The organism is Paralcaligenes sp. KSB-10 (genome assembly GCF_021266465.1).
Lineage (GTDB): Bacteria > Pseudomonadota > Gammaproteobacteria > Burkholderiales > Burkholderiaceae_B.
In genome coordinates this window covers 3,605,794-3,623,753 of sequence record NZ_CP089848.1, presented here as the reverse complement: position 1 = coordinate 3,623,753, position 17,960 = coordinate 3,605,794, and the positions used below count along the sequence as shown (strand labels likewise).

Genomic DNA, 17,960 nt, shown 5'->3' with positions numbered 1-17,960 from the left:
TCTGGCTGCACGGAAATAGTTCCCGCACAACCACAGGTTTAACGCAAACCCGCGGCGTAGTCGGCAACGGCCGCGATATCGGCGTCGGACATGCGATCGGCGATATCATGCATCATGGGGCCATTGGCGCGATCGCCGCTACGGAACAGCTTGAGCTGCTCTTCAATATAGGCAGGGTGCTGGCCGGACAGGCGGGGGAATTCGCCAGGCAGGCCGGCGCCATTTGCCGAGTGGCAACTGGCGCACGCCGCGACATTGCGGTCGGGCAAGCCGCCACGCCAGATGCTCTGGCCAAGTTCCACGGTGGCTTTTTTGCTAGCCGTGCCGGCCTTTGCAAGATCGAGCGGTTGCTGTGCCAGGTAATACGCGATATTTTGCATATCGGCGGGTGTAAGCGCGGCGGCAAAGTTGGTCATGACCGTGTTGGCGCCATTTGCGCCGCGGCGCAAGGGTGTCGATTTGGCGTCTTTCGGACGAAAATCAGCCAATTGCTTGGCCAGATACTCGTGCGGCTGGGCGGCCAGATTCGGATTGGACGGAATCGTGCTGTTGCCAGCCGCCCCGTGGCAGGAAGCACAGGCAATAATGCCGCGCGCCGAATCGCCGTTGACATAGAGCTGCTCGCCCTTGGCGGCGTCGGGCTTGGGAACCCCGACCGCTTCGGCGGCAAAGCTGGCGGACAAAAAAGACGAACCCAGCAGCAAGCCGCTGGCAACCAACATACTGGAAAGCACACGCTTCATGAAGACCTCGACGATCGGGTTTCGATCCGGGCGATATACGCCGCTAAGATTAGGCCGTTTTCGCCGGAAGAACCTTCCAACCACAACGACCGCAACAGTTTCAAACCTGCGATTATACAATAGCAGTTAAATTAAACCGACCTAGGTAACCCCGTGTCTATTTTGCATCGCGCCCGTTTCACAGTTTCCGCGGCCCGCCTGGATCAATTGCCGGCCCCGACCACCGCCGAAGTCTGCTTCGTCGGCAGGTCCAATTCCGGCAAATCTTCAGCCATCAATGTGCTCACCAATCAAAGGCGCCTGGCGTTCTCCAGTAAAACGCCGGGGCGTACCCGATTGATCAACCTGTTTGGCATTCCCGACCCCCTGGATCCCGAGCAGTCCCTGGGATTCCTGGTGGATTTGCCCGGCTACGGCTATGCCTCAGTGGCAAAAAATGCTCGCGAAGAATGGGCCGAGGTATTGGGCGGCTACCTGCGCGAACGCGAATCGCTGGCGGGTATCGTGCTGCTGATCGATATCCGGCGCGGCGTCACCGAGATGGACCGCCGGCTGGCCGACTGGGTTGCCCCTACGCAGCGCCCGGTTCTGGCGCTACTGACCAAGGCCGACAAGCTGCCTTATGGCCAGCGTGTCAAGGCCGTATTCGCCGTCAGAAAAGAATTGGCCGATATCGGCGCCCTGAACACCGTGCCATTTTCCGCTACCCATCGCATCGGGCTGGAAGAAGCGGCCGCCCATATTGAAAACTGGATTTCTCCAAAGGTTGTTCCATGACTTCTTTTATCGTTTCAGCCGATTTTCCGGCCGCCCGTCCCCGCCGCAACCGCCGTGACGAATTTTCGCGCCGTCTGGTGCGCGAAAACGTGCTGACGGCCAGCGATCTGATTTACCCGGTATTTGTCATGGAAGGCCAGGGCATACAGGAGCCCGTGCCCTCCATGCCCGGCGTGGTGCGCTATTCGCCCGACACCTTGCTGAAGGTCGCCGAAGAATGCCTTGCGCTTGGCATTCCGGTGCTGGCCCTGTTCCCGGTCATCGACCCCAGCCTGAAAACCCCCGATGGCATCGAGGCCACCAATCCCAAAGGTCTGATTCCACGCACGGTTGCCATGCTCAAGAAGCATTTCCCCGAGCTGGGGATATTGACCGATGTCGCGCTGGACCCCTACACCAGCCATGGGCAAGACGGCGTGATCGATGCCGACGGCTATGTGCTGAATGAACCCACCGTGGAAATATTGACGAGCCAGGCGCTGGTCCAGGCCGCGGCCGGTGTCGATATCGTGGCGCCCAGCGACATGATGGACGGCCGCATCGGCGCGATCCGCCAGGCGCTCGAAGCCCAAAAGCATATCTATACCCGCATCATGGCGTATTCCGCCAAATATGCCAGCGCGTTTTACGGACCATTCCGCGATGCGGTGGGCTCGGCCACCAACCTGGGGAAATCCAATAAATTCACCTACCAGATGGACCCGGCCAACCGTAACGAAGCCCTGCGGGAGGTGGCAGCCGACATCCGCGAAGGCGCCGACATGGTCATGGTGAAACCGGGGCTGCCTTATCTGGATATTCTGCGCGATGTGAAAAATGCCTTCGGCATGCCCACATATGCCTACCAGGTCAGCGGCGAGTACGCCATGATCAAGGCGGCGGCCGCCAACGGCTGGCTCGATCACGATAAAGTCATGATGGAGTCCCTGGTCGCTTTCAAGCGCGCCGGCGGCGACGGAATTCTGACATACTTCGCCATTGCGGCGGCCAAACTGCTCAAACAACAGGGCTAGATGCTTTTGCACTCTTGCCGGCCGAAGCGGTAAATACAGAAATGTAAAGCATTAAAAAAGGCTGCCATGTTCCGGCTTGTACTGTTGCTGCTGGGCGTCGATTATTTGCGCGATCGCTGGCGCGGTTTGCTGGTGATCGGCTGCTTATGGCTGATCGCAGGCGTTTTCATCTTCATCGACGCCCTGGATGGCGCCTTGTATTTCCCGATAGCTTTTTTCGCCTATGCTTTTCTTGCGGAAGGGCTGGCCACGCTCGCGGTCGCCTGGACGGGGATTGGCGGGCAACGCGTTTTGCGTTACGTGAAGGGTACCGCGGTGATCATCGCGGGGGTGCTGATCCTGCTGGGCCCCCGGCACGGCCATTTCATTCTGTCGATGATTTTCGGCACCCTGTTTCTGATCGACGGAATCGTGCAATCCGCCTCTGCCTATGTAGTGCGTTACCGGCGCTGGGGTTATGCTCTGGCGGGAGGCATCGCTGAAATATTGCTGGCGATTTTTTTCTACCAGCCCTATCCGACGCATTACGCCGGCACCTTGCCCTACTGCCTGGGCCTGTTCCTGGCTTTCGGCGGCATACACCTGATCATACTTGCAACGCGTGTCAGGCACCTGGTCGCGAATCCGGCTTTCGCGCACGCCAAGCACCCGGCCATTGCGCCGGAAATCCCCGCCGACGCGGCCTTGCACGCCTCCAGGCCGAGCAAATGGGACGGGCCGCCCGCCGACCATGAACACGCTTTGACGGTTCATATATGGACGCCGGCCGGCTCATCCAAAGCGCCGGTTCAACGCCAGCCCATTATCGATCGCTACATTGCCGCGGTGGACGTCAACGGAGCCATATCGACCGGGCACGCGGCGCTCGAATCACCGGAAGGCATATACATCAGCCTGTACCCCAGTGTCGAAATCGATCGATCGCCGGACGATCTCACCAGAGTATTGCGCGCTACCCCCGAGAACAACCTGCCCGGAATATTCCAACCCGACTATGCGACGGAATCAAAAGCATGGCGCCCCTCCACCAGACGGGTGCGCATCAGGAACTACGACCCGGAAAAACTCCGCAGGTACTGGGAACAGTCCCGAAGCGACGCAACCTATAACCTGACTCATCGCAATTGTTCGAGCACCGTCTCGCAAGCGCTGGAAGCGGCGCTCGACGGTGCAGTGGGCCGATTGCAGGAGAAAAAAAAGGGTTCCAGCGCTTTTGTACGAATGCTGACCACACCCGAGTTATGGGTTGCCGCACAAATCCGCAAGCGTGCCGTCACCATGGCGTGGACGCCGGGGCTGATGCTGGACTATGCCAGAGCTCTCAGCATGCTGGCCGATCCACGGCCATCCGGGTGGTGGAAAATGGCGCGATTCGCGCTAGCCAAGATTCTTCGTTTCCGGCGCGTATGGCGCAAGCAGGACAATGAGGCAAACGCAGTCAAACCGCCAGGCGCTGCCTGAATGGGCGGGCACGGTGCGACGCAAGATAAATCCCCACAACGAATTTGCCATGTCCGGGCAGCGCGATCGAAAGGCCTATTTCCCCGCGGCCAGCACCCGATCCAGTACAGCACTGAATTGCCCGGCATTTTTAAAACCTATGACTCGGGCATCGGCCAGCAAGCGGCCATGGAGGTCGAAAAACATGATGCCGGGGGGGCCAAACAAGTGGAAACGCTTCAACAAGGCACGGTCGTCGGCGGTGTTCTTCGTGACATCGGCCTGCACCAGCACGAAATGCGATAGTTTTTCCGCGACAGCCGGATCGCTGAAAGTGAATTTCTCCATTTCGATGCACGATACGCACCAATCCGCATAGAAATCCAGCATGACCGGCCGGCTGGTGTTGGCGAGCAGATTATCGAGTTCGGCCACCGAAGCGACCTGAGTGAACTTGGCCCGCAAGGCCTTGGCGCCGACGGCATCAGCCCCCGCTCCAGACCCTGCCTGCGCCCTGGCCGTGCCGCCCTCTCCGGGTGGGCCGCCGACGGCCTGCCAAACCGCAAGCGGCTGCAATATATCTCGCCCGCCCGCAGCCGTGCCAATCAGCAACAGCGCCGCCCACAGGGCCAGCAAAAGGCCCACCGCTTTGCCCAGATAATGCGCCAACCGCGCTTCGCTCGGCAGAGGCTCGAAAGCATGCAGCATGACGGCGCTCCAACCGGCCAGGAATGCCCAGCCCAGCATGGTCAGCCAGGCCGGCAGAATCGAGTTGACCATCCACCAGGCAGTCGCCAGCAGCAATATGCCAAACAGACGCTTGACGCCTTCCATCCAGGCTCCAGCTCGCGGCAGCAGGGCTCCGGAGGACGCGCCCACCAGCAGGAGCAGCAAGCCTTCCCCCCAAGTCAGCGCAAACAACGCCAGCCCGCCCAACACCAGGCTGCCGGTTTGCGAAATGAACAGCAGCACACCCGCCAGCGGCGCGGCCACGCACGGCCCCACGATCAGCGCGGACACCATGCCCATCACGAAGGCGCCGCCAAAGCGCCCGCCAGGGATTCGCGACAAAGTATTGTTGAGCGCCGTCTGCATGCCGCTGGGCACCTGCAGGGTAAAGACATCGAACATGGCCAGCGCCAACAAACCCAGCAACAAGGCAAAGAGCCCCAGCACCCAAGGCGTCTGCAGCCAGGCAGCCAGGCCGGCCCCGATCAGACCAGCGGCAACGCCCAGCGCGGTATAAACCAGTGACATACCCAGTACATAGGCCGCCGCCAGCGCCAGGCCGCGCCAACGGGATGCCTTGCCCTGTTTGCCGGCATCGCCGGCCACAATGGCAAGCAGAATGGGCACCATGGGCAGCACACAGGGCGTAAACGACAGCAACAGGCCCAGCAGCAGGCACAAGGCCACGATCTGGATCCAGCCCGCGCTTGCCAGGTACGAGGCAAAGCCCATGTCTCCCAGATTCAGGACCGAGCCCAGGCCGGGAGCCTTGCTGGCCGAATCCGCCGCCCGGGAGCCTTGCGCTTGCGGCGCGGGCACGCTGGCCACGAGACCTGGGCCGCTGGCCCGATAGCCCCCGGCAGTCGGAGTCAACATCAGTTCTGTGGTCATGGGGGCATAGCACAACCCTGCTTCGGCGCAGCCCTGGCCGGTGACGGCCAATTTGAGCACCTGCGCGGCACCCGGTTTGAGCGGCACGCGAATGGTGACCTGGTCGTGATAGATCTCGAGCTTCTTGTCGAAGGTGGGGTCGTACTCAACGATGCCGGCGGGAAGCACGGGCGTGCCCAGGCGGCTGCCGTCGGGCGTCAGGGCAAATTCGAAGCGCTCTCGATACATGTAGTATTTGGGCGCGATCTTGAAGTGCACGTCGAGCTCGGTAGGGCTGGCCATGGCCGCGGAAAAGGCAAAAGCCTGCTCCGGTTCGAGATAATCTTCGTCGGCGCGCGCCGCGCCACTACCCAGCAAGGCGAGAATAAACAGGGCAACGGCCAGCAGAACCGCAAAACTGCGCCCTGGATAAAACGCACCTCTGCGCAACTCGCACCCTGATTGCGCAAGCAACAGCCCGCTTTTCCGATAACGCGATTCCTGAACCGCGCGGGTCGAATACATCATTGAAAATTCCCTAATTCCTTTTGCCCTGAACACGCCGGGCGCGGCAGGTCGAAATACCGGCCATCGCAGCGTTGCATGAGCCTTTCACGATGGTAGCCTATTTGTCGCGCTGTCAGCGTACTATGCGGGCGAAGTCTGCTTCTGCACCCAGGCCAGATAGCTTGCCGAACCACCGACAACCGGCACCACGAGGATTTCCGGAACCTCGTCGGGGTGCAGGTCCTGGAAACGCGCAATAAGCTCCTGAAGGCGCATACGCGTGGTTTTCATGGTCAACGGAATTTCTTCAGCCCCCACGAGTTCGCCCTGCCACATATACATGGACAGGCCCGCCGCTCCAAGGTTCACGCATGCGGCCAGGCCTTCTTCTACCAGGATGTGTGCAATGCGCTTGGCCAGCAGCAGATCGGGCGCATTGCCGAGAACCAGTACCACGTCGCCTCCCTGTTCCGGGCCACGGGCTTGCGATGCGCCATGCGACGCCGCCGGGATGGGTACCACCGCGGGATCGACATCGCGTCTGGAAACGCCGGCACTGACGGATTTGATGAATTTCGACATAGGGGTTCCAGACAGATTCAATATCCGGCCATTTTATCGAACTACCGGCTGCGCCAAATAAAAATCCCTACGGGCAAGATCTGCCGATAGGGATTCTGCTTTCACGACGCCTGGCACTCAAAACGCGAACCATTGTGCCTGTGAACACAGGCCATTGGCCCGCGGCGACTTATTCGGCGTCTTCGGCCTCAACAACTTCAGGACGGTCAACCAGCTCCATGAACGCCATCGGTGCGTTGTCGCCTTGGCGGAAGCCCATTTTCAGAACACGGGTGTAACCGCCATTGCGCTCTTTGTAGCGCGGGCCGATTTCGGCAAACAGCTTGACGACCGCATCGCGATCGCGCAGGCGGGCAAACGCCAGACGCTTGTTGGCCAGGGTAGGCTCTTTGCCCAAAGTGATGAGAGGCTCGACCACGCGGCGCAATTCCTTGGCCTTGGGCAAGGTGGTTTTGATTGCTTCGTGAGTCAACAGCGAAACAGCCATATTGCGGAACATAGCCAGGCGATGGCTGCTGGTGCGATTTAATTTACGTAGACCACTGCGATGACGCATGATGTTTTCCTTTGAATCTGTTTGGCGGTTCGATCCGCCGAGTTATCCGGCTCTTCTATCAGCGTACGTGCTGCGGGCCGGGAGAAAGGGCGGGACTTCAACACACCGTGCTGCTGTCCCGGTTTACTGCAAGCAACGGCGCGATAAAGCCACCGTCTGGTTTACTGCGAATATCTTCCGAGCGCCTTAAGGGCGTTCGAGGCCAAGCGGAGGCCAGTTTTCGAGCTTCATGCCCAGAGTCAAGCCGCGCGCGGCAAGCACTTCCTTGATTTCGTTCAAGGACTTGCGGCCCAGGTTCGGCGTTTTGAGCAATTCGTTTTCGGTACGCTGGATCAGGTCGCCGATGTAGTAAATGTTTTCGGCCTTCAGGCAGTTGGCGGAACGAACCGTCAACTCCAGGTCGTCGACCGGACGCAACAATACAGGATCGATCTGCGGCGTGCCGCGGGTTGGAGCTTCGTAGGAATCGCCAGCACCCTCGAGCGCCGCGAAAACCGAAATCTGATCCATCAGGATGCGGGCCGATTGACGCACGGCTTCTTCGGGCGATACCACACCGTTGGTCTCGATATCGAGCACCAGCTTGTCCAGGTCGGTACGCTGCTCTACACGCGCGCTTTCAACAGCGTAACTGACGCGGCGAACCGGGCTGTACGAAGCATCGAGCACAATCCGGCCAATGGTATGGGTACGGTCGTCGGCCAGTGCGCGCACATTGCCCGGAACGTAGCCACGGCCCTGCTCGACCTTGATTTGCATTTCGAGTTTGCCGGCATCGGTCAGTGTGGCGATGACGTGATCGGGGTTGATGATTTCAACGTCGTGAGGCAACTCGATATCGCTTGCCAGAACCACGCCCTGCCCTTGTTTGCGCAAAACCAAGGCGACTTCTTCACGATTATGCAGCTTGAAGACCACGCCTTTCAGATTCAGGAGAATATCGACGACATCTTCCCGCACACCGGCCAGGGTGGAGTATTCGTGAACCACGCCCGTCATCTGGACTTCGGTGGGCGCATAGCCCGCCATCGACGACAGCAGAATGCGGCGCAGCGCGTTGCCCAGCGTGTGGCCATAACCGCGTTCGAACGGCTCCATCACGACTTTCGCGTGATTCTTGCCTACGGGGACCACTTCAATAGAGCGGGGCTTCAAAAAACCTTGAGACGACATGTGTGTTCCTTTTCAATACCCTCGGCTCGTTACACCGATAAGGCTGACGGACAAGCCGGACGAACCGGCAGATAACATCGCAAAGCCCACTTCTTCGACGATTGCAAAAAAGTGGGCCTGTTGCGAGACAGCGCCACGCGGCACTATCCCGGCAATTAACGTGAATACAGCTCGACAACCATCGATTCGTTAACGTCGCGGGCGACATCAGCGCGATCGGGCGCTTGCTTGAACGTACCGGTCAGTTTGCTGGCATCGACTTCTACCCACTGGGGCAGGCCATTGCCCGTTGCCAGATCGAGCGATTCGCGGATGCGGGCCTGAGCCTTGGCTTTTTCGCGGACGGCAACCACATCGCCGGACTTGACGATAATGGAAGCGATGTCGGCGGCCTTGCCGTTCAGTTCGATAGCGCGATGGTTGACCAACTGGCGCGCTTCTGCGCGAGTCGAGCCAAAGCCCATGCGATATACGACGTTGTCGAGGCGCGATTCCAGCAATTGAATCAGGGTCTCGCCAGTGTTGCCACGGCGACGCTCAGCTTCTTGAAAATACTTGCGGAATTGCTTTTCGAGCACGCCGTACATACGTTTCAGCTTTTGCTTTTCACGCAGTTGCAAACCGAAGTCGGAAGTACGGGCACCGGAGGTGCGGCCGTGCTGGCCCGGTTTGGACTCGAGCTTGCACTTCGAGTCGAGCGAGCGGCGAGCGCTCTTCAAAAATAAATCGGTACCCTCGCGGCGCGAGAGCTTGCATTTAGGTCCAATATAACGTGCCAAGATGCTTCCCCTTAGATGCGACGGCGCTTGGGCGGACGGCAGCCGTTATGCGGCACCGGCGTAATGTCGGAAATGCTGGAAATCTTGATTCCCAGGGCATTCAGAGCACGCACGGACGATTCGCGGCCAGGACCGGGGCCCTTGATGCGGACTTCAAGTGTTTTGATGCCATATTCCAGGGCAACGCGGCCTGCCGACTCGGCTGCGACCTGAGCAGCGAAGGGCGTGGATTTGCGTGAGCCTTTGAAACCGGCACCACCCGATGTAGCCCAGGACAACGCATTGCCCTGGCGATCGGTAATGGTGATGATCGTGTTGTTGAAGGACGCATGAACGTGCGCGATGCCGTCCGAGACGCTCTTCTTGATTTTTTTGCGTACGCGGGTTGCGCCGCTGGTGGAAGCTTTCGCCATCTTCTAATCCTCGATTATTTCTTCAGGGAAGCAGCAGCGCGACGCGGCCCTTTACGGGTGCGGGCGTTGGTACGGGTACGCTGACCACGTACAGGCAGGCCACGTTTGTGACGCATACCCCGGTAAGTTCCCAAGTCGATCAAGCGTTTGATCGATAGTTGCACTTCGCGACGCAAATCACCTTCGACCGTGAACACGCCAACGTGTTCGCGGATACGCTCGAGTTCGGCATCGGTCAGATCCTTCACTTTCTTGGAAAGCTCGATACCCGAAGCTTCGCAAATTTTGCGAGCGCGAGTACGACCAATACCAAAAATGGCGGTAAGTCCGATTTCGGCGTGTTGATGCGGCGGAATGTTGATGCCAGCAATACGGGCCATGACTTTTCCTTGTTAATTCCGTTACGTTTCGGCGTTAGCCTTGACGCTGCTTGTGACGTGGGTCGGTGCAAATGACACGCACCACGCCGTGACGTTTAATGATCTTGCAGTTGCGGCAAATCCGCTTTACCGATGCCATTACCTTCATGGTTGACTCCTAGTTTCCTGTAGCCGACCGCTTATTTAGAGCGGAATACGATTCGGGCGCGCGACAGGTCATAGGGCGTGAGTTCCACTGTAACCTTGTCACCCGGCAGAATCCGGATGTAATGCATACGCATCTTGCCTGAAATATGGCCCAGTACCACATGGCCGTTTTCGAGCTTGACACGGAAAGTTGCGTTGGGGAGGTTCTCGATAACCTCACCTTGCATTTGTATAACGTCGTCTTTCGCCATTGTGCCTTCTTACCGCATTGGCAGTCCCGCACCCTTGAAGTTGGCCTTCTTGAGCAGCGAGTCATACTGATGAGACATCATGTAGGCCTGTGCCTGCGCCATGAAGTCCATGGTTACCACCACAATAATTAACAGAGAAGTACCACCGAAATAAAACGGCACATTCCAGCGAGCCTGCATGAGTTCGGGCAGCAAACACACCAGAGTGATGTAGATGGCACCGGCAAGAGTCAATCGCATCAATATCTTGTCGATGTAACGCGAAGTTTGCTCACCAGGACGAATACCCGGAACGAACGCACCGCTTTTCTTCAGGTTATCTGCTGTTTCACGACTATTGAACACCAGTGCCGTATAGAAGAAGCAAAAGAAAATAATAAGAACTGCATACAACGTGACATACAAGGGCTGGCCCGGCGACAGCGCCGCCGCCAGATCACCCAGCCAGCGCATGCTCGGGTTGCTGGAGAACCAGCTGGTTACCGTTGCGGGCAGCAGGATGATGGACGACGCGAAGATGGGAGGGATTACCCCCGACATGTTCAGCTTGAGCGGCAGATGCGAGCTTTGACCACCGTAAATCTTGTTGCCTACCTGGCGCTTGGCATAATTGACCGTAATCCGGCGTTGGCCGCGTTCAACATACACCACGAAATAGGTCACGGCAACAACCAGCGCCGCGATGAACAACGCCGACAGAACCGACATGGCATCCGTGCGCACCAGATCGAGCAAGCCGGTCAGTGCACTGGGCAAGCCCGCCACGATACCCGCGAAAATGAGGATCGAAATGCCGTTGCCCAGGCCGCGTTCGGTGATCTGCTCGCCCAGCCACATGACGAACATGGTGCCGGTTACCAGCGTAATGATGGTAGTGAAGCGGAACATCATGCCCGGGTCAATGACCAGGCCAGGCTGCGATTCGAGCGCCACGGAAATGCCTACCGCCTGGATCAGGGCCAGAAACACCGTGCCATAGCGCGTGTACTGGGTGATTTTGCGCTGCCCCGACTGCCCTTCTTTCTTGATCGCTTCGAGCGTGGGCACCACCACCGCCATCAACTGCATAATGATGGAAGCGGAAATATAGGGCATGATCCCCAGTGCAAACACCGAGAAACGCGCCAGCGCCCCGCCCGAGAACATGTTGAACAAGCCCAGAATGCCGCCCTGGTTGTGCTGGAACAACTCGGCCAGTGCGTCGGGATTGATGCCCGGCACCGGAATATGAGTTCCCAACCGATAGACGACCAGGGCGAGCACCAGGAATACGACGCGACGCTTGAGATCGGCGTATCGTGAACCCGGCTTGCTCTGTGCCTGCGCTTTAGCCACTGTAGCCTCTCTTAAGCCAGGGAGCCGCCAGCGGCTTCGATGGCTGCGCGAGCGCCTGCCGTTGCAGTCAGGCCTTTAAGGACGACTTTACGGGACAGCTCGCCAGACTTGATGACCTTGGCGTAACGCACGCCCTGGCCAACCACGCCCGATTGCTTGAGAACCTGGACATCGATTTCGTCGACGGGCAGGCGCTGCAGATCGGACAGGCGCACTTCGGCATACAGGTGCCGGCCCAGCGGTGTGAAGCCGCGTTTGGGCAGACGGCGCTGCAAGGGCATTTGACCGCCTTCGAAGCCGACTTTATGGAAGCCGCCCGAACGCGATTTCTGGCCTTTGTGACCACGGCCGGCGGTTTTACCCAGGCCGGAGCCAATACCACGGCCTACACGGCGCTTGGCATGCTTGCTGCCTTCGGCAGGTTGCAGCGTATTAAGTTGAGTTTCTGACATCCCGATTCCTTTCAGGCTTCCGAGACAGTGACGAGATAATCCACCTTGCGGATCATCCCACGCACCTCGGGCGTATCGATCAACACGCGGCTGCTATTGAGTTTTCCAAGACCCAGGCCACGAACGGTGTCGCGGTGGGACTGCTTGGTACCAATAACAGAACGCACGAGGGTTACTTTGATTTGCTTCTGTGCCATGACTTACCCCAGTATCTCTTCGACCGATTTGCCGCGCTTGGCAGCAATTTCGGCCGGAGTCGAGCAAGCACGCAAGCCATTCAGCGTTGCGCGGACCAAGTTGTAAGGATTGCTGGAGCCGAGGCTCTTGGCAACCACGTTACGCACACCCATCACATCGAAAATTGCGCGCATTGGGCCGCCGGCAATAACGCCAGTACCTTCAGCTGCGGGCTGGATGAGAACGGTCGAAGCGCCATGCTTACCTACAACGGTATGATGCAAAGTGCCGTTTTTAAGGGCCACCTTGACCAAACCACGGCGTGCCTGTTCCATTGCCTTCTGAACGGCGACGGGCACTTCACGGGCCTTACCTTTGCCCATGCCGATGCGGCCATCGCCATCACCGACCACGGTCAACGCAGCAAAGCTCATGGTGCGGCCACCTTTCACTACTTTGCTGACGCGGTTGACCGCAATCATTTTTTCACGTAAGCCGTCGTCGCGCTCTTGCTCGGGGGCGTGCTTGCCTTGTGCTTTAGCCATTTGAATTCCTTAGAACTTCAAGCCGGCTTCACGCGCGGCATCGGCCAGCGCTTTCACGCGGCCATGATAACGGAAGCCCGACCGGTCGAAGGCGACCAGCTCGATACCGGCCGCTTTTGCTTTCTCGGCCACGCGCTTGCCTACCAGACCTGCAGCGGCAATGTTGCCGCCGTTGGCTTTCTGGCCAGCAAGTTCTTTGCGAACTTCGGGCTCGAGCGTCGAGGCGCTGACGAGCACGCGATCGCCTTCCGGCGAAATGATGTTGGCGTATATGTGCAGGTTCGAGCGGAAAATCGAGAGGCGATGCATACGCAACTCGTGGATTTTCCGGCGGGTCGATACTGCACGACGCAAACGGGAGATTTTCTTGTCCATGATTCGTCCTTGCCTGCGCGCTTATTTCTTCTTGGTTTCTTTGATGACGACATGTTCATCCGCATACCGTACGCCTTTGCCTTTATAGGGCTCCGGTTCACGATAAGCGCGGATTTCAGCCGCTACCTGACCGACAACCTGCTTGTTGGCGCCCTTGACGACGATTTCCGTCTGGGTAGGGCACTCGATTTTGATGCCGGCAGGCATCTTGTGCAGAATGTCGTGCGAAAAACCAAGTTGCAGCTTGAGCGCATCGCCTTGAACCTGGGCACGAAAACCCACGCCCACAAGACTCAGCTTACGCTCGAAGCCTTTGCTGACGCCGGCAACCATATTGGCCACCAGTGCGCGCACAGTTCCCGACATGGCTTTGGCATGGCGGGTATCGTTAGCAACTGCAAATGTCAGTTGACCATCTTCTTGACGGACGACCACATCGCCAGTCAAGTCTTGGGTCAGCGTACCCAGAGGGCCTTTAACGGCAATCTGGCCGGCGCTGATTGTCGCTTCCACGCCCTTGGGCATAGCGACTGGATATTTAGCAATACGTGACATGTGATTCTCCTTATGCCACGTAGCACAGCACTTCGCCGCCCACGCCATTGGCGCGAGCCTTGCGATCGGTCATGACACCGCGCGAAGTCGACACGATAGCCACACCCAAACCATTCATAACCTGAGGAATGGTCTTGCTGCCCTTATAGATACGCAGCCCGGGGCGCGAAACGCGGTCGATACGCTCGATGACCGGACGGCCAGCGTAGTATTTCAAGGTGATCTCGAGGACAGGCTTGGCCTTGTCGCCGACGATCTGGTAACTGTCGATATAGCCTTCGTCTTTCAGCACAGCGGCAATAGCCACTTTAAGCTTCGAGGAGGGCATGCTGACCGACGTCTTGTTAACTTGTTGCGCATTGCGCAAGCGGGTCAACATGTCGGCGATGGGATCGCTCATGCTCATGTGTAATTCTCCTACCAGCTGGCTTTGGTCATACCCGGCACTTCGCCGCGCATAGCCATTTCGCGCAGCTTGTGACGAGTTAAACCGAATTTGCTATAGACGCCACGCGAACGGCCCGTTACGACGCAGCGATTGCGCTGGCGAGTCGGGTTGGAATTGCGCGGCAGTTGTTGCAGTTGCAAACGAGCCTGATAGCGCTCTTCGTCGGATTTCGACTGGTCGTCGATGGCGGCCTTGAGCGCGGCACGTTTGGCAGCAAACTTCTCTGCCAGCTTGGCGCGTTTGATGTCGCGATTGATGAGTGAAAGTTTAGCCACGTCATCGCCCCTTAATTGCGAAACGGGAAGCTGAAGGCCGTCAACAGCGCCTTGGCTTCTTCGTCGGTCTTGGCGGAGGTGGTGATGCTGATATTCATCCCACGCAGCGCGTCGATTTTGTCGTATTCGATTTCGGGGAAAATGATCTGCTCTTTAACCCCGACGTTGTAATTGCCACGCCCATCGAAAGCACGGCCCGAGATACCACGGAAGTCGCGTACACGCGGCAGAGCCACGGCGACCAGGCGGTCCAGGAATTCGTACATGCGTCGGCCACGCAAAGTGACCATGCAGCCAATGGGGTAGTCTTCACGGATCTTGAAACCCGCGATAGCCTTCTTGGTTTTGGTAACCACAGGCTTTTGACCTGAGATCTTGGTCAAGTCAGAGACAGCATGCTCAATGACTTTCTTGTCCGCAACCGCTTCGGATACGCCCATGTTCAGGGTGATCTTGGTGATGCGCGGCACTTCCATTACGCTTTTGTAGCCAAATTTGGCTTGCAGGTCAGCGGCGACCTTGCTGCGATAAAACTCTTGTAAACGAGCCATGTTGTTCGCCCCTTAAGCCTTGGCGCCAACGACAGCGCCGCTGGAACGGAATACACGAACTTTGCGACCGTCTACTTCCTGAACCCCGACGCGATCGGCCTTGCCGGTTTCGGGGTTGAAAAGCGCCACATTGGAAATGTGGATGGGCAAAGTCTTGTCGACGATACCACCCTGGCTGCCCGCCATGGGGTTGGCTTTGACGTGCTTCTTGACGACATTGATACCTTCGACCAGCACATGGTCGGCATCGACGCGCTGCAACACGGTGCCACGACGTTTTTTATCGCGGCCGGTCAACACGACGACTTCGTCGCCTTTACGGATTTTTTCCATGGTTCGCTCCTTACAGCACTTCTGGGGCCAAGGACACGATCTTCATGAACTTCTCTGTACGCAGTTCGCGCGTTACAGGTCCGAAGATGCGGGTACCGATGGGTTCCAGCTTGGCATTGAGCAACACGGCGGCATTGCCACCGAAACGAATCAGCGAACCGTCTTTACGACGCACGCCCTTAGCGGTACGAACCACTACTGCGTTGTATATTTCGCCTTTTTTGACGCGCCCGCGAGGAGCCGCATCTTTGACACTTACCTTGATAATGTCACCGATGCCGGCATAACGGCGCTTCGAGCCGCCCAACACTTTTATGCACATAATTCGACGTGCACCGGTGTTGTCGGCCACGTCTAGCGTGGTCTGCATTTGGATCATGATTTTTCCTGTTCCAACTTAGCCGCCTTGCCCTGTAACCATTTACAGGGCCACGCAACCAGTTTTGGTCCCGTCAGATTCGCCTTGGCCGCTCGCAGCCGGATCGTTTCATTTTGTGTTTTGGGCCTATGATTCCGGGCCTGTTATGCCCAAAACCCCCACAACCAAAACTCGAACCGCCTACCTGCAACCCCGCCGAACCCTGGGTTGAAATCTTGCTTAAACTGCTTAGGGTTTACTGCCTTTTGGTGTCACTAGCAATGGTATTTTAGCTAGCAAGTCCTCTATGGTATTCTATTTTGTATTGGATTGCAAGCCAAAGGCAGCTTAAAGCGGCACATGTCGCGTTCAGGCCTCATGTCGCGAAGCCGCGCCCTCATTTTTCAACATTTACCCGAGGAAGTACAGCATGTATGAAACGTTAGCTCTATATATAGATGGCGAGTTTATCGGCGGCGACGGCCGCAAGACCCAGGAGGTAAGCAACCCCTCTACGCTGGAAGTGCTGGGCCAGCTTCCTCACGCCACCACGGCCGACCTCGACCGCGCCCTTGATTCAGCCCAGCGCGCCTTCGAATCCTGGCGCCACAGCTCGCCCATGCAGCGCTCGGAAATCCTGCGCAAGGTCGGACAGCTTTCGCGCGAACGGGCGCAGGAAATCGGCCGCAACATGACGCTGGACCAAGGCAAGCCGCTGGCCGAATCCGTGGGCGAAATCATGGCCTGCTCGGATCACGCCGACTGGCACGCCGAAGAATGCCGCCGCATTTACGGGCGTGTCATTACACCACGCAGCCCCGAGGTGCGGCAAATGGTGCTGCGCGAGCCAATCGGCGTATGCGCCGCGTTTACCCCCTGGAATTTCCCTTACAACCAGGCCATACGCAAGGTTTGCGCCGCCATCGGCGCCGGCTGCACCATTATTCTCAAAGGTCCCGAAGACTCGCCCAGCGCAGTCATGGCCATCGCCCGCATCTTCCACGATGCCGGCTTGCCGGCGGGTGTGCTGAATATAGTCTGGGGCGTACCGTCCGAGGTTTCCGACTACCTGATCCGCTCGCCCATCGTGCGCAAGGTATCTTTCACCGGCTCGGTACCGGTAGGCAAACACCTGGCGGCGCTGGCCGGCGCGCACATGAAGCGCGTCACCATGGAACTGGGCGGGCACTCTCCGGTCCTGGTGTTCGACGACGCCAATATCGAGCGCGCCGCCAAACAGCTGGCTCGCTTCAAAGTGCGCAATGCTGGCCAGGTATGCGTATCCCCGACCCGTTTTTACGTGCACGAAAAGGTCTACGATCAATTCCTGGAAGTTTTCGTCAATACGCTTAAAACCGTCAAAGTGGGCGACGGACTGGATCCCGACACACAAATGGGCCCGCTGGCGCATGAGCGGCGCGTTCCCACCATGTCGAAATTCGTCGAGAATGCCCTCGAGCTGGGCGGCAAGGTTGTATTGGGCGGCGAGCCATTGAACCGTATCGGGCACTTTTTTGCGCCCACAGTGGTTACCGACCTGCCCGAGCACTCCATGCTCATGACGGAAGAGCCATTTGGGCCTATCGCGCCGATTACCCGTTTCTCGGATACCGATGACGTCATCAAGCGAGCCAATTCGCTGCCCTTTGGCCTGTCTTCCTACGTATTCACCAATTCGCTGCAGACAGCCACCAAAGCCGCCAACGGTATCGAAGCCGGCATGGTCAATATCAACCACTTCGGCAGCGCCTTGCCCGAAACGCCGTTCGGCGGCATCAAGGACAGCGGAATCGGCAGCGAAGGCGGCGCGGAAACTTTCGATGGCTACCTGGTCACCAAGTTCGTCACGCACGTTTAAGCGTTAAAGGGGTTTTTATCGGGAAAGGGCCATGCGGCTCTTTTCCCCCTTGGCCGATTTTTCTTGTTTTCGATAGTGCCGGCTCGCACATCGGGGGCCGGCACGACCTCGCGCAGCAAGGTCTGCAAGCGGAAGACGCCTGAAACATCTCAAAACCACCTCGCCATAGGGAAAAACCAGTCTGCAGAACGGTGCTTCTCTGTTAGTATACTGCTTACCATTAGCAACAGTAATTTTACTTGAACCACCCGTCAGGCAAACCAGTATGCGGTGCACACGAAGGGTAAGCCCATCTCCGCATGGATGTTTTCAGTACAGGAAACCATGACCGCCCCTCG

At 58.1% G+C, this 17,960-nt stretch carries 25 protein-coding genes; 4 read left to right on the top strand and 21 right to left on the bottom strand.

Going from position 1 to position 17,960, the window contains the following annotated elements; all coding sequences use genetic code 11:
* Positions 1 to 38: 38 nt before the first annotated feature.
* Entirely contained in the window at positions 39 to 743 is a 705-nt protein-coding gene (locus LSG25_RS16655; protein WP_232742004.1) for a c-type cytochrome, read from the bottom strand.
* Positions 744 to 896: 153 nt separating this feature from the next.
* Here LSG25_RS16655 and yihA point away from each other — a divergent pair, with 153 nt between their 5' ends.
* From yihA to LSG25_RS16640, 3 genes are all read left to right on the top strand, one after another.
* Entirely contained in the window at positions 897 to 1,520 is a 624-nt protein-coding gene (gene yihA / locus LSG25_RS16650; protein ID WP_232742003.1) for a ribosome biogenesis GTP-binding protein YihA/YsxC, read from the top strand.
* On the top strand, positions 1,517 to 2,533 hold the full coding sequence (gene hemB / locus LSG25_RS16645) for a porphobilinogen synthase (RefSeq protein WP_232742002.1): 1,017 nt from the start codon (positions 1,517 to 1,519) through the stop codon (positions 2,531 to 2,533). The genes yihA and hemB overlap by 4 nt, the downstream gene beginning before the upstream one ends.
* Positions 2,534 to 2,599: 66 nt before the next feature.
* Positions 2,600 to 3,994 (top strand): HdeD family acid-resistance protein, encoded by a 1,395-nt coding sequence (locus tag LSG25_RS16640; protein WP_232742001.1) that lies wholly within the window; start codon positions 2,600 to 2,602, stop codon positions 3,992 to 3,994.
* Between the two features lie 75 nt (positions 3,995 to 4,069).
* On the opposite strand, the gene dsbD is transcribed toward LSG25_RS16640, so the two are convergent.
* From dsbD to rplN, 20 genes are all read right to left on the bottom strand, one after another.
* Positions 4,070 to 6,100, bottom strand: a complete 2,031-nt coding sequence (dsbD, locus tag LSG25_RS16635) for a protein-disulfide reductase DsbD (RefSeq protein WP_232742000.1) — start codon at positions 6,098 to 6,100, stop codon at positions 4,070 to 4,072.
* Between the two features lie 120 nt (positions 6,101 to 6,220).
* A complete protein-coding gene (cutA, locus tag LSG25_RS16630; protein WP_232744737.1) occupies positions 6,221 to 6,592 on the bottom strand; it encodes a divalent-cation tolerance protein CutA in 372 nt (123 codons plus the stop codon).
* 238 nt (positions 6,593 to 6,830) lie between these two features.
* Entirely contained in the window at positions 6,831 to 7,217 is a 387-nt protein-coding gene (rplQ, locus tag LSG25_RS16625) for a 50S ribosomal protein L17 (protein ID WP_232741999.1), read from the bottom strand.
* 186 nt (positions 7,218 to 7,403) lie between these two features.
* Positions 7,404 to 8,390, bottom strand: a complete 987-nt coding sequence (rpoA, locus tag LSG25_RS16620) for a DNA-directed RNA polymerase subunit alpha (protein WP_232741998.1) — start codon at positions 8,388 to 8,390, stop codon at positions 7,404 to 7,406.
* A 155-nt stretch (positions 8,391 to 8,545) separates the two neighbouring features.
* Positions 8,546 to 9,169 (bottom strand): 30S ribosomal protein S4, encoded by a 624-nt coding sequence (gene rpsD, locus LSG25_RS16615; protein ID WP_232741997.1) that lies wholly within the window; start codon positions 9,167 to 9,169, stop codon positions 8,546 to 8,548.
* Between the two features lie 11 nt (positions 9,170 to 9,180).
* A complete protein-coding gene (gene rpsK / locus LSG25_RS16610; RefSeq protein ID WP_232741996.1) occupies positions 9,181 to 9,582 on the bottom strand; it encodes a 30S ribosomal protein S11 in 402 nt (133 codons plus the stop codon).
* 14 nt (positions 9,583 to 9,596) lie between these two features.
* The gene (gene rpsM, locus LSG25_RS16605) at positions 9,597 to 9,962 is read right to left on the bottom strand and encodes a 30S ribosomal protein S13 (protein ID WP_073104496.1); all 366 of its coding nucleotides are present in this window, start codon (positions 9,960 to 9,962) and stop codon (positions 9,597 to 9,599) included.
* A gap of 34 nt (positions 9,963 to 9,996) precedes the next feature.
* Positions 9,997 to 10,110, bottom strand: a complete 114-nt coding sequence (rpmJ, locus tag LSG25_RS16600; protein ID WP_003805360.1) for a 50S ribosomal protein L36 — start codon at positions 10,108 to 10,110, stop codon at positions 9,997 to 9,999.
* A 31-nt stretch (positions 10,111 to 10,141) separates the two neighbouring features.
* Entirely contained in the window at positions 10,142 to 10,360 is a 219-nt protein-coding gene (gene infA / locus LSG25_RS16595; protein WP_068375372.1) for a translation initiation factor IF-1, read from the bottom strand.
* 9 nt (positions 10,361 to 10,369) lie between these two features.
* Complete coding sequence (gene secY / locus LSG25_RS16590; protein ID WP_232741995.1) at positions 10,370 to 11,695, bottom strand: preprotein translocase subunit SecY; 1,326 nt, start codon at positions 11,693 to 11,695, stop codon at positions 10,370 to 10,372.
* 11 nt (positions 11,696 to 11,706) lie between these two features.
* Entirely contained in the window at positions 11,707 to 12,147 is a 441-nt protein-coding gene (gene rplO, locus LSG25_RS16585; RefSeq protein WP_232741994.1) for a 50S ribosomal protein L15, read from the bottom strand.
* Between the two features lie 11 nt (positions 12,148 to 12,158).
* Positions 12,159 to 12,344, bottom strand: coding sequence for a 50S ribosomal protein L30 (rpmD, locus tag LSG25_RS16580; protein ID WP_232741993.1), 186 nt, complete (start codon positions 12,342 to 12,344; stop codon positions 12,159 to 12,161).
* 3 nt (positions 12,345 to 12,347) lie between these two features.
* A complete protein-coding gene (rpsE, locus tag LSG25_RS16575) occupies positions 12,348 to 12,869 on the bottom strand; it encodes a 30S ribosomal protein S5 (RefSeq protein WP_232741992.1) in 522 nt (173 codons plus the stop codon).
* A 9-nt stretch (positions 12,870 to 12,878) separates the two neighbouring features.
* Complete coding sequence (rplR, locus tag LSG25_RS16570) at positions 12,879 to 13,244, bottom strand: 50S ribosomal protein L18 (RefSeq protein WP_232741991.1); 366 nt, start codon at positions 13,242 to 13,244, stop codon at positions 12,879 to 12,881.
* A 21-nt stretch (positions 13,245 to 13,265) separates the two neighbouring features.
* Positions 13,266 to 13,799, bottom strand: coding sequence for a 50S ribosomal protein L6 (gene rplF / locus LSG25_RS16565; RefSeq protein ID WP_232741990.1), 534 nt, complete (start codon positions 13,797 to 13,799; stop codon positions 13,266 to 13,268).
* Positions 13,800 to 13,809: 10 nt separating this feature from the next.
* Positions 13,810 to 14,205 (bottom strand): 30S ribosomal protein S8, encoded by a 396-nt coding sequence (gene rpsH, locus LSG25_RS16560; RefSeq protein WP_232741989.1) that lies wholly within the window; start codon positions 14,203 to 14,205, stop codon positions 13,810 to 13,812.
* A gap of 11 nt (positions 14,206 to 14,216) precedes the next feature.
* Positions 14,217 to 14,522, bottom strand: coding sequence for a 30S ribosomal protein S14 (gene rpsN, locus LSG25_RS16555; protein WP_232741988.1), 306 nt, complete (start codon positions 14,520 to 14,522; stop codon positions 14,217 to 14,219).
* An 11-nt stretch (positions 14,523 to 14,533) separates the two neighbouring features.
* Positions 14,534 to 15,073 (bottom strand): 50S ribosomal protein L5, encoded by a 540-nt coding sequence (rplE, locus tag LSG25_RS16550; protein WP_232741987.1) that lies wholly within the window; start codon positions 15,071 to 15,073, stop codon positions 14,534 to 14,536.
* Positions 15,074 to 15,085: 12 nt separating this feature from the next.
* Complete coding sequence (gene rplX, locus LSG25_RS16545) at positions 15,086 to 15,406, bottom strand: 50S ribosomal protein L24 (RefSeq protein ID WP_232741986.1); 321 nt, start codon at positions 15,404 to 15,406, stop codon at positions 15,086 to 15,088.
* 10 nt (positions 15,407 to 15,416) lie between these two features.
* Complete coding sequence (rplN, locus tag LSG25_RS16540) at positions 15,417 to 15,785, bottom strand: 50S ribosomal protein L14 (protein WP_232741985.1); 369 nt, start codon at positions 15,783 to 15,785, stop codon at positions 15,417 to 15,419.
* A gap of 409 nt (positions 15,786 to 16,194) precedes the next feature.
* On the opposite strand from rplN, the gene LSG25_RS16535 reads away from it, so the two are divergent.
* Positions 16,195 to 17,622, top strand: coding sequence for an NAD-dependent succinate-semialdehyde dehydrogenase (locus LSG25_RS16535; RefSeq protein ID WP_232741984.1), 1,428 nt, complete (start codon positions 16,195 to 16,197; stop codon positions 17,620 to 17,622).
* Positions 17,623 to 17,960: the final 338 nt, after the last annotated feature.

Coding starts and splice junctions, on each gene's coding strand:
- LSG25_RS16655 (WP_232742004.1), bottom strand. CDS start 743: ATGAAGCGTGTGCTTTCCAGTATGTTGGTTGCCAGCGGCTTGCTGCTG.
- hemB (WP_232742002.1), top strand. CDS start 1,517: ATGACTTCTTTTATCGTTTCAGCCGATTTTCCGGCCGCCCGTCCCCGC.
- LSG25_RS16640 (WP_232742001.1), top strand. CDS start 2,600: ATGTTCCGGCTTGTACTGTTGCTGCTGGGCGTCGATTATTTGCGCGAT.
- dsbD (WP_232742000.1), bottom strand. CDS start 6,100: ATGATGTATTCGACCCGCGCGGTTCAGGAATCGCGTTATCGGAAAAGC.
- rplQ (WP_232741999.1), bottom strand. CDS start 7,217: ATGCGTCATCGCAGTGGTCTACGTAAATTAAATCGCACCAGCAGCCAT.
- rpoA (WP_232741998.1), bottom strand. CDS start 8,390: ATGTCGTCTCAAGGTTTTTTGAAGCCCCGCTCTATTGAAGTGGTCCCC.
- rpsK (WP_232741996.1), bottom strand. CDS start 9,582: ATGGCGAAAGCTTCCACCAGCGGCGCAACCCGCGTACGCAAAAAAATC.
- rpsM (WP_073104496.1), bottom strand. CDS start 9,962: ATGGCCCGTATTGCTGGCATCAACATTCCGCCGCATCAACACGCCGAA.
- rpmJ (WP_003805360.1), bottom strand. CDS start 10,110: ATGAAGGTAATGGCATCGGTAAAGCGGATTTGCCGCAACTGCAAGATC.
- infA (WP_068375372.1), bottom strand. CDS start 10,360: ATGGCGAAAGACGACGTTATACAAATGCAAGGTGAGGTTATCGAGAAC.
- rplO (WP_232741994.1), bottom strand. CDS start 12,147: ATGTCAGAAACTCAACTTAATACGCTGCAACCTGCCGAAGGCAGCAAG.
- rpmD (WP_232741993.1), bottom strand. CDS start 12,344: ATGGCACAGAAGCAAATCAAAGTAACCCTCGTGCGTTCTGTTATTGGT.
- rpsE (WP_232741992.1), bottom strand. CDS start 12,869: ATGGCTAAAGCACAAGGCAAGCACGCCCCCGAGCAAGAGCGCGACGAC.
- rplR (WP_232741991.1), bottom strand. CDS start 13,244: ATGGACAAGAAAATCTCCCGTTTGCGTCGTGCAGTATCGACCCGCCGG.
- rplF (WP_232741990.1), bottom strand. CDS start 13,799: ATGTCACGTATTGCTAAATATCCAGTCGCTATGCCCAAGGGCGTGGAA.
- rpsH (WP_232741989.1), bottom strand. CDS start 14,205: ATGAGCATGAGCGATCCCATCGCCGACATGTTGACCCGCTTGCGCAAT.
- rplE (WP_232741987.1), bottom strand. CDS start 15,073: ATGGCTCGTTTACAAGAGTTTTATCGCAGCAAGGTCGCCGCTGACCTG.
- rplX (WP_232741986.1), bottom strand. CDS start 15,406: ATGGAAAAAATCCGTAAAGGCGACGAAGTCGTCGTGTTGACCGGCCGC.
- rplN (WP_232741985.1), bottom strand. CDS start 15,785: ATGATCCAAATGCAGACCACGCTAGACGTGGCCGACAACACCGGTGCA.
- LSG25_RS16535 (WP_232741984.1), top strand. CDS start 16,195: ATGTATGAAACGTTAGCTCTATATATAGATGGCGAGTTTATCGGCGGC.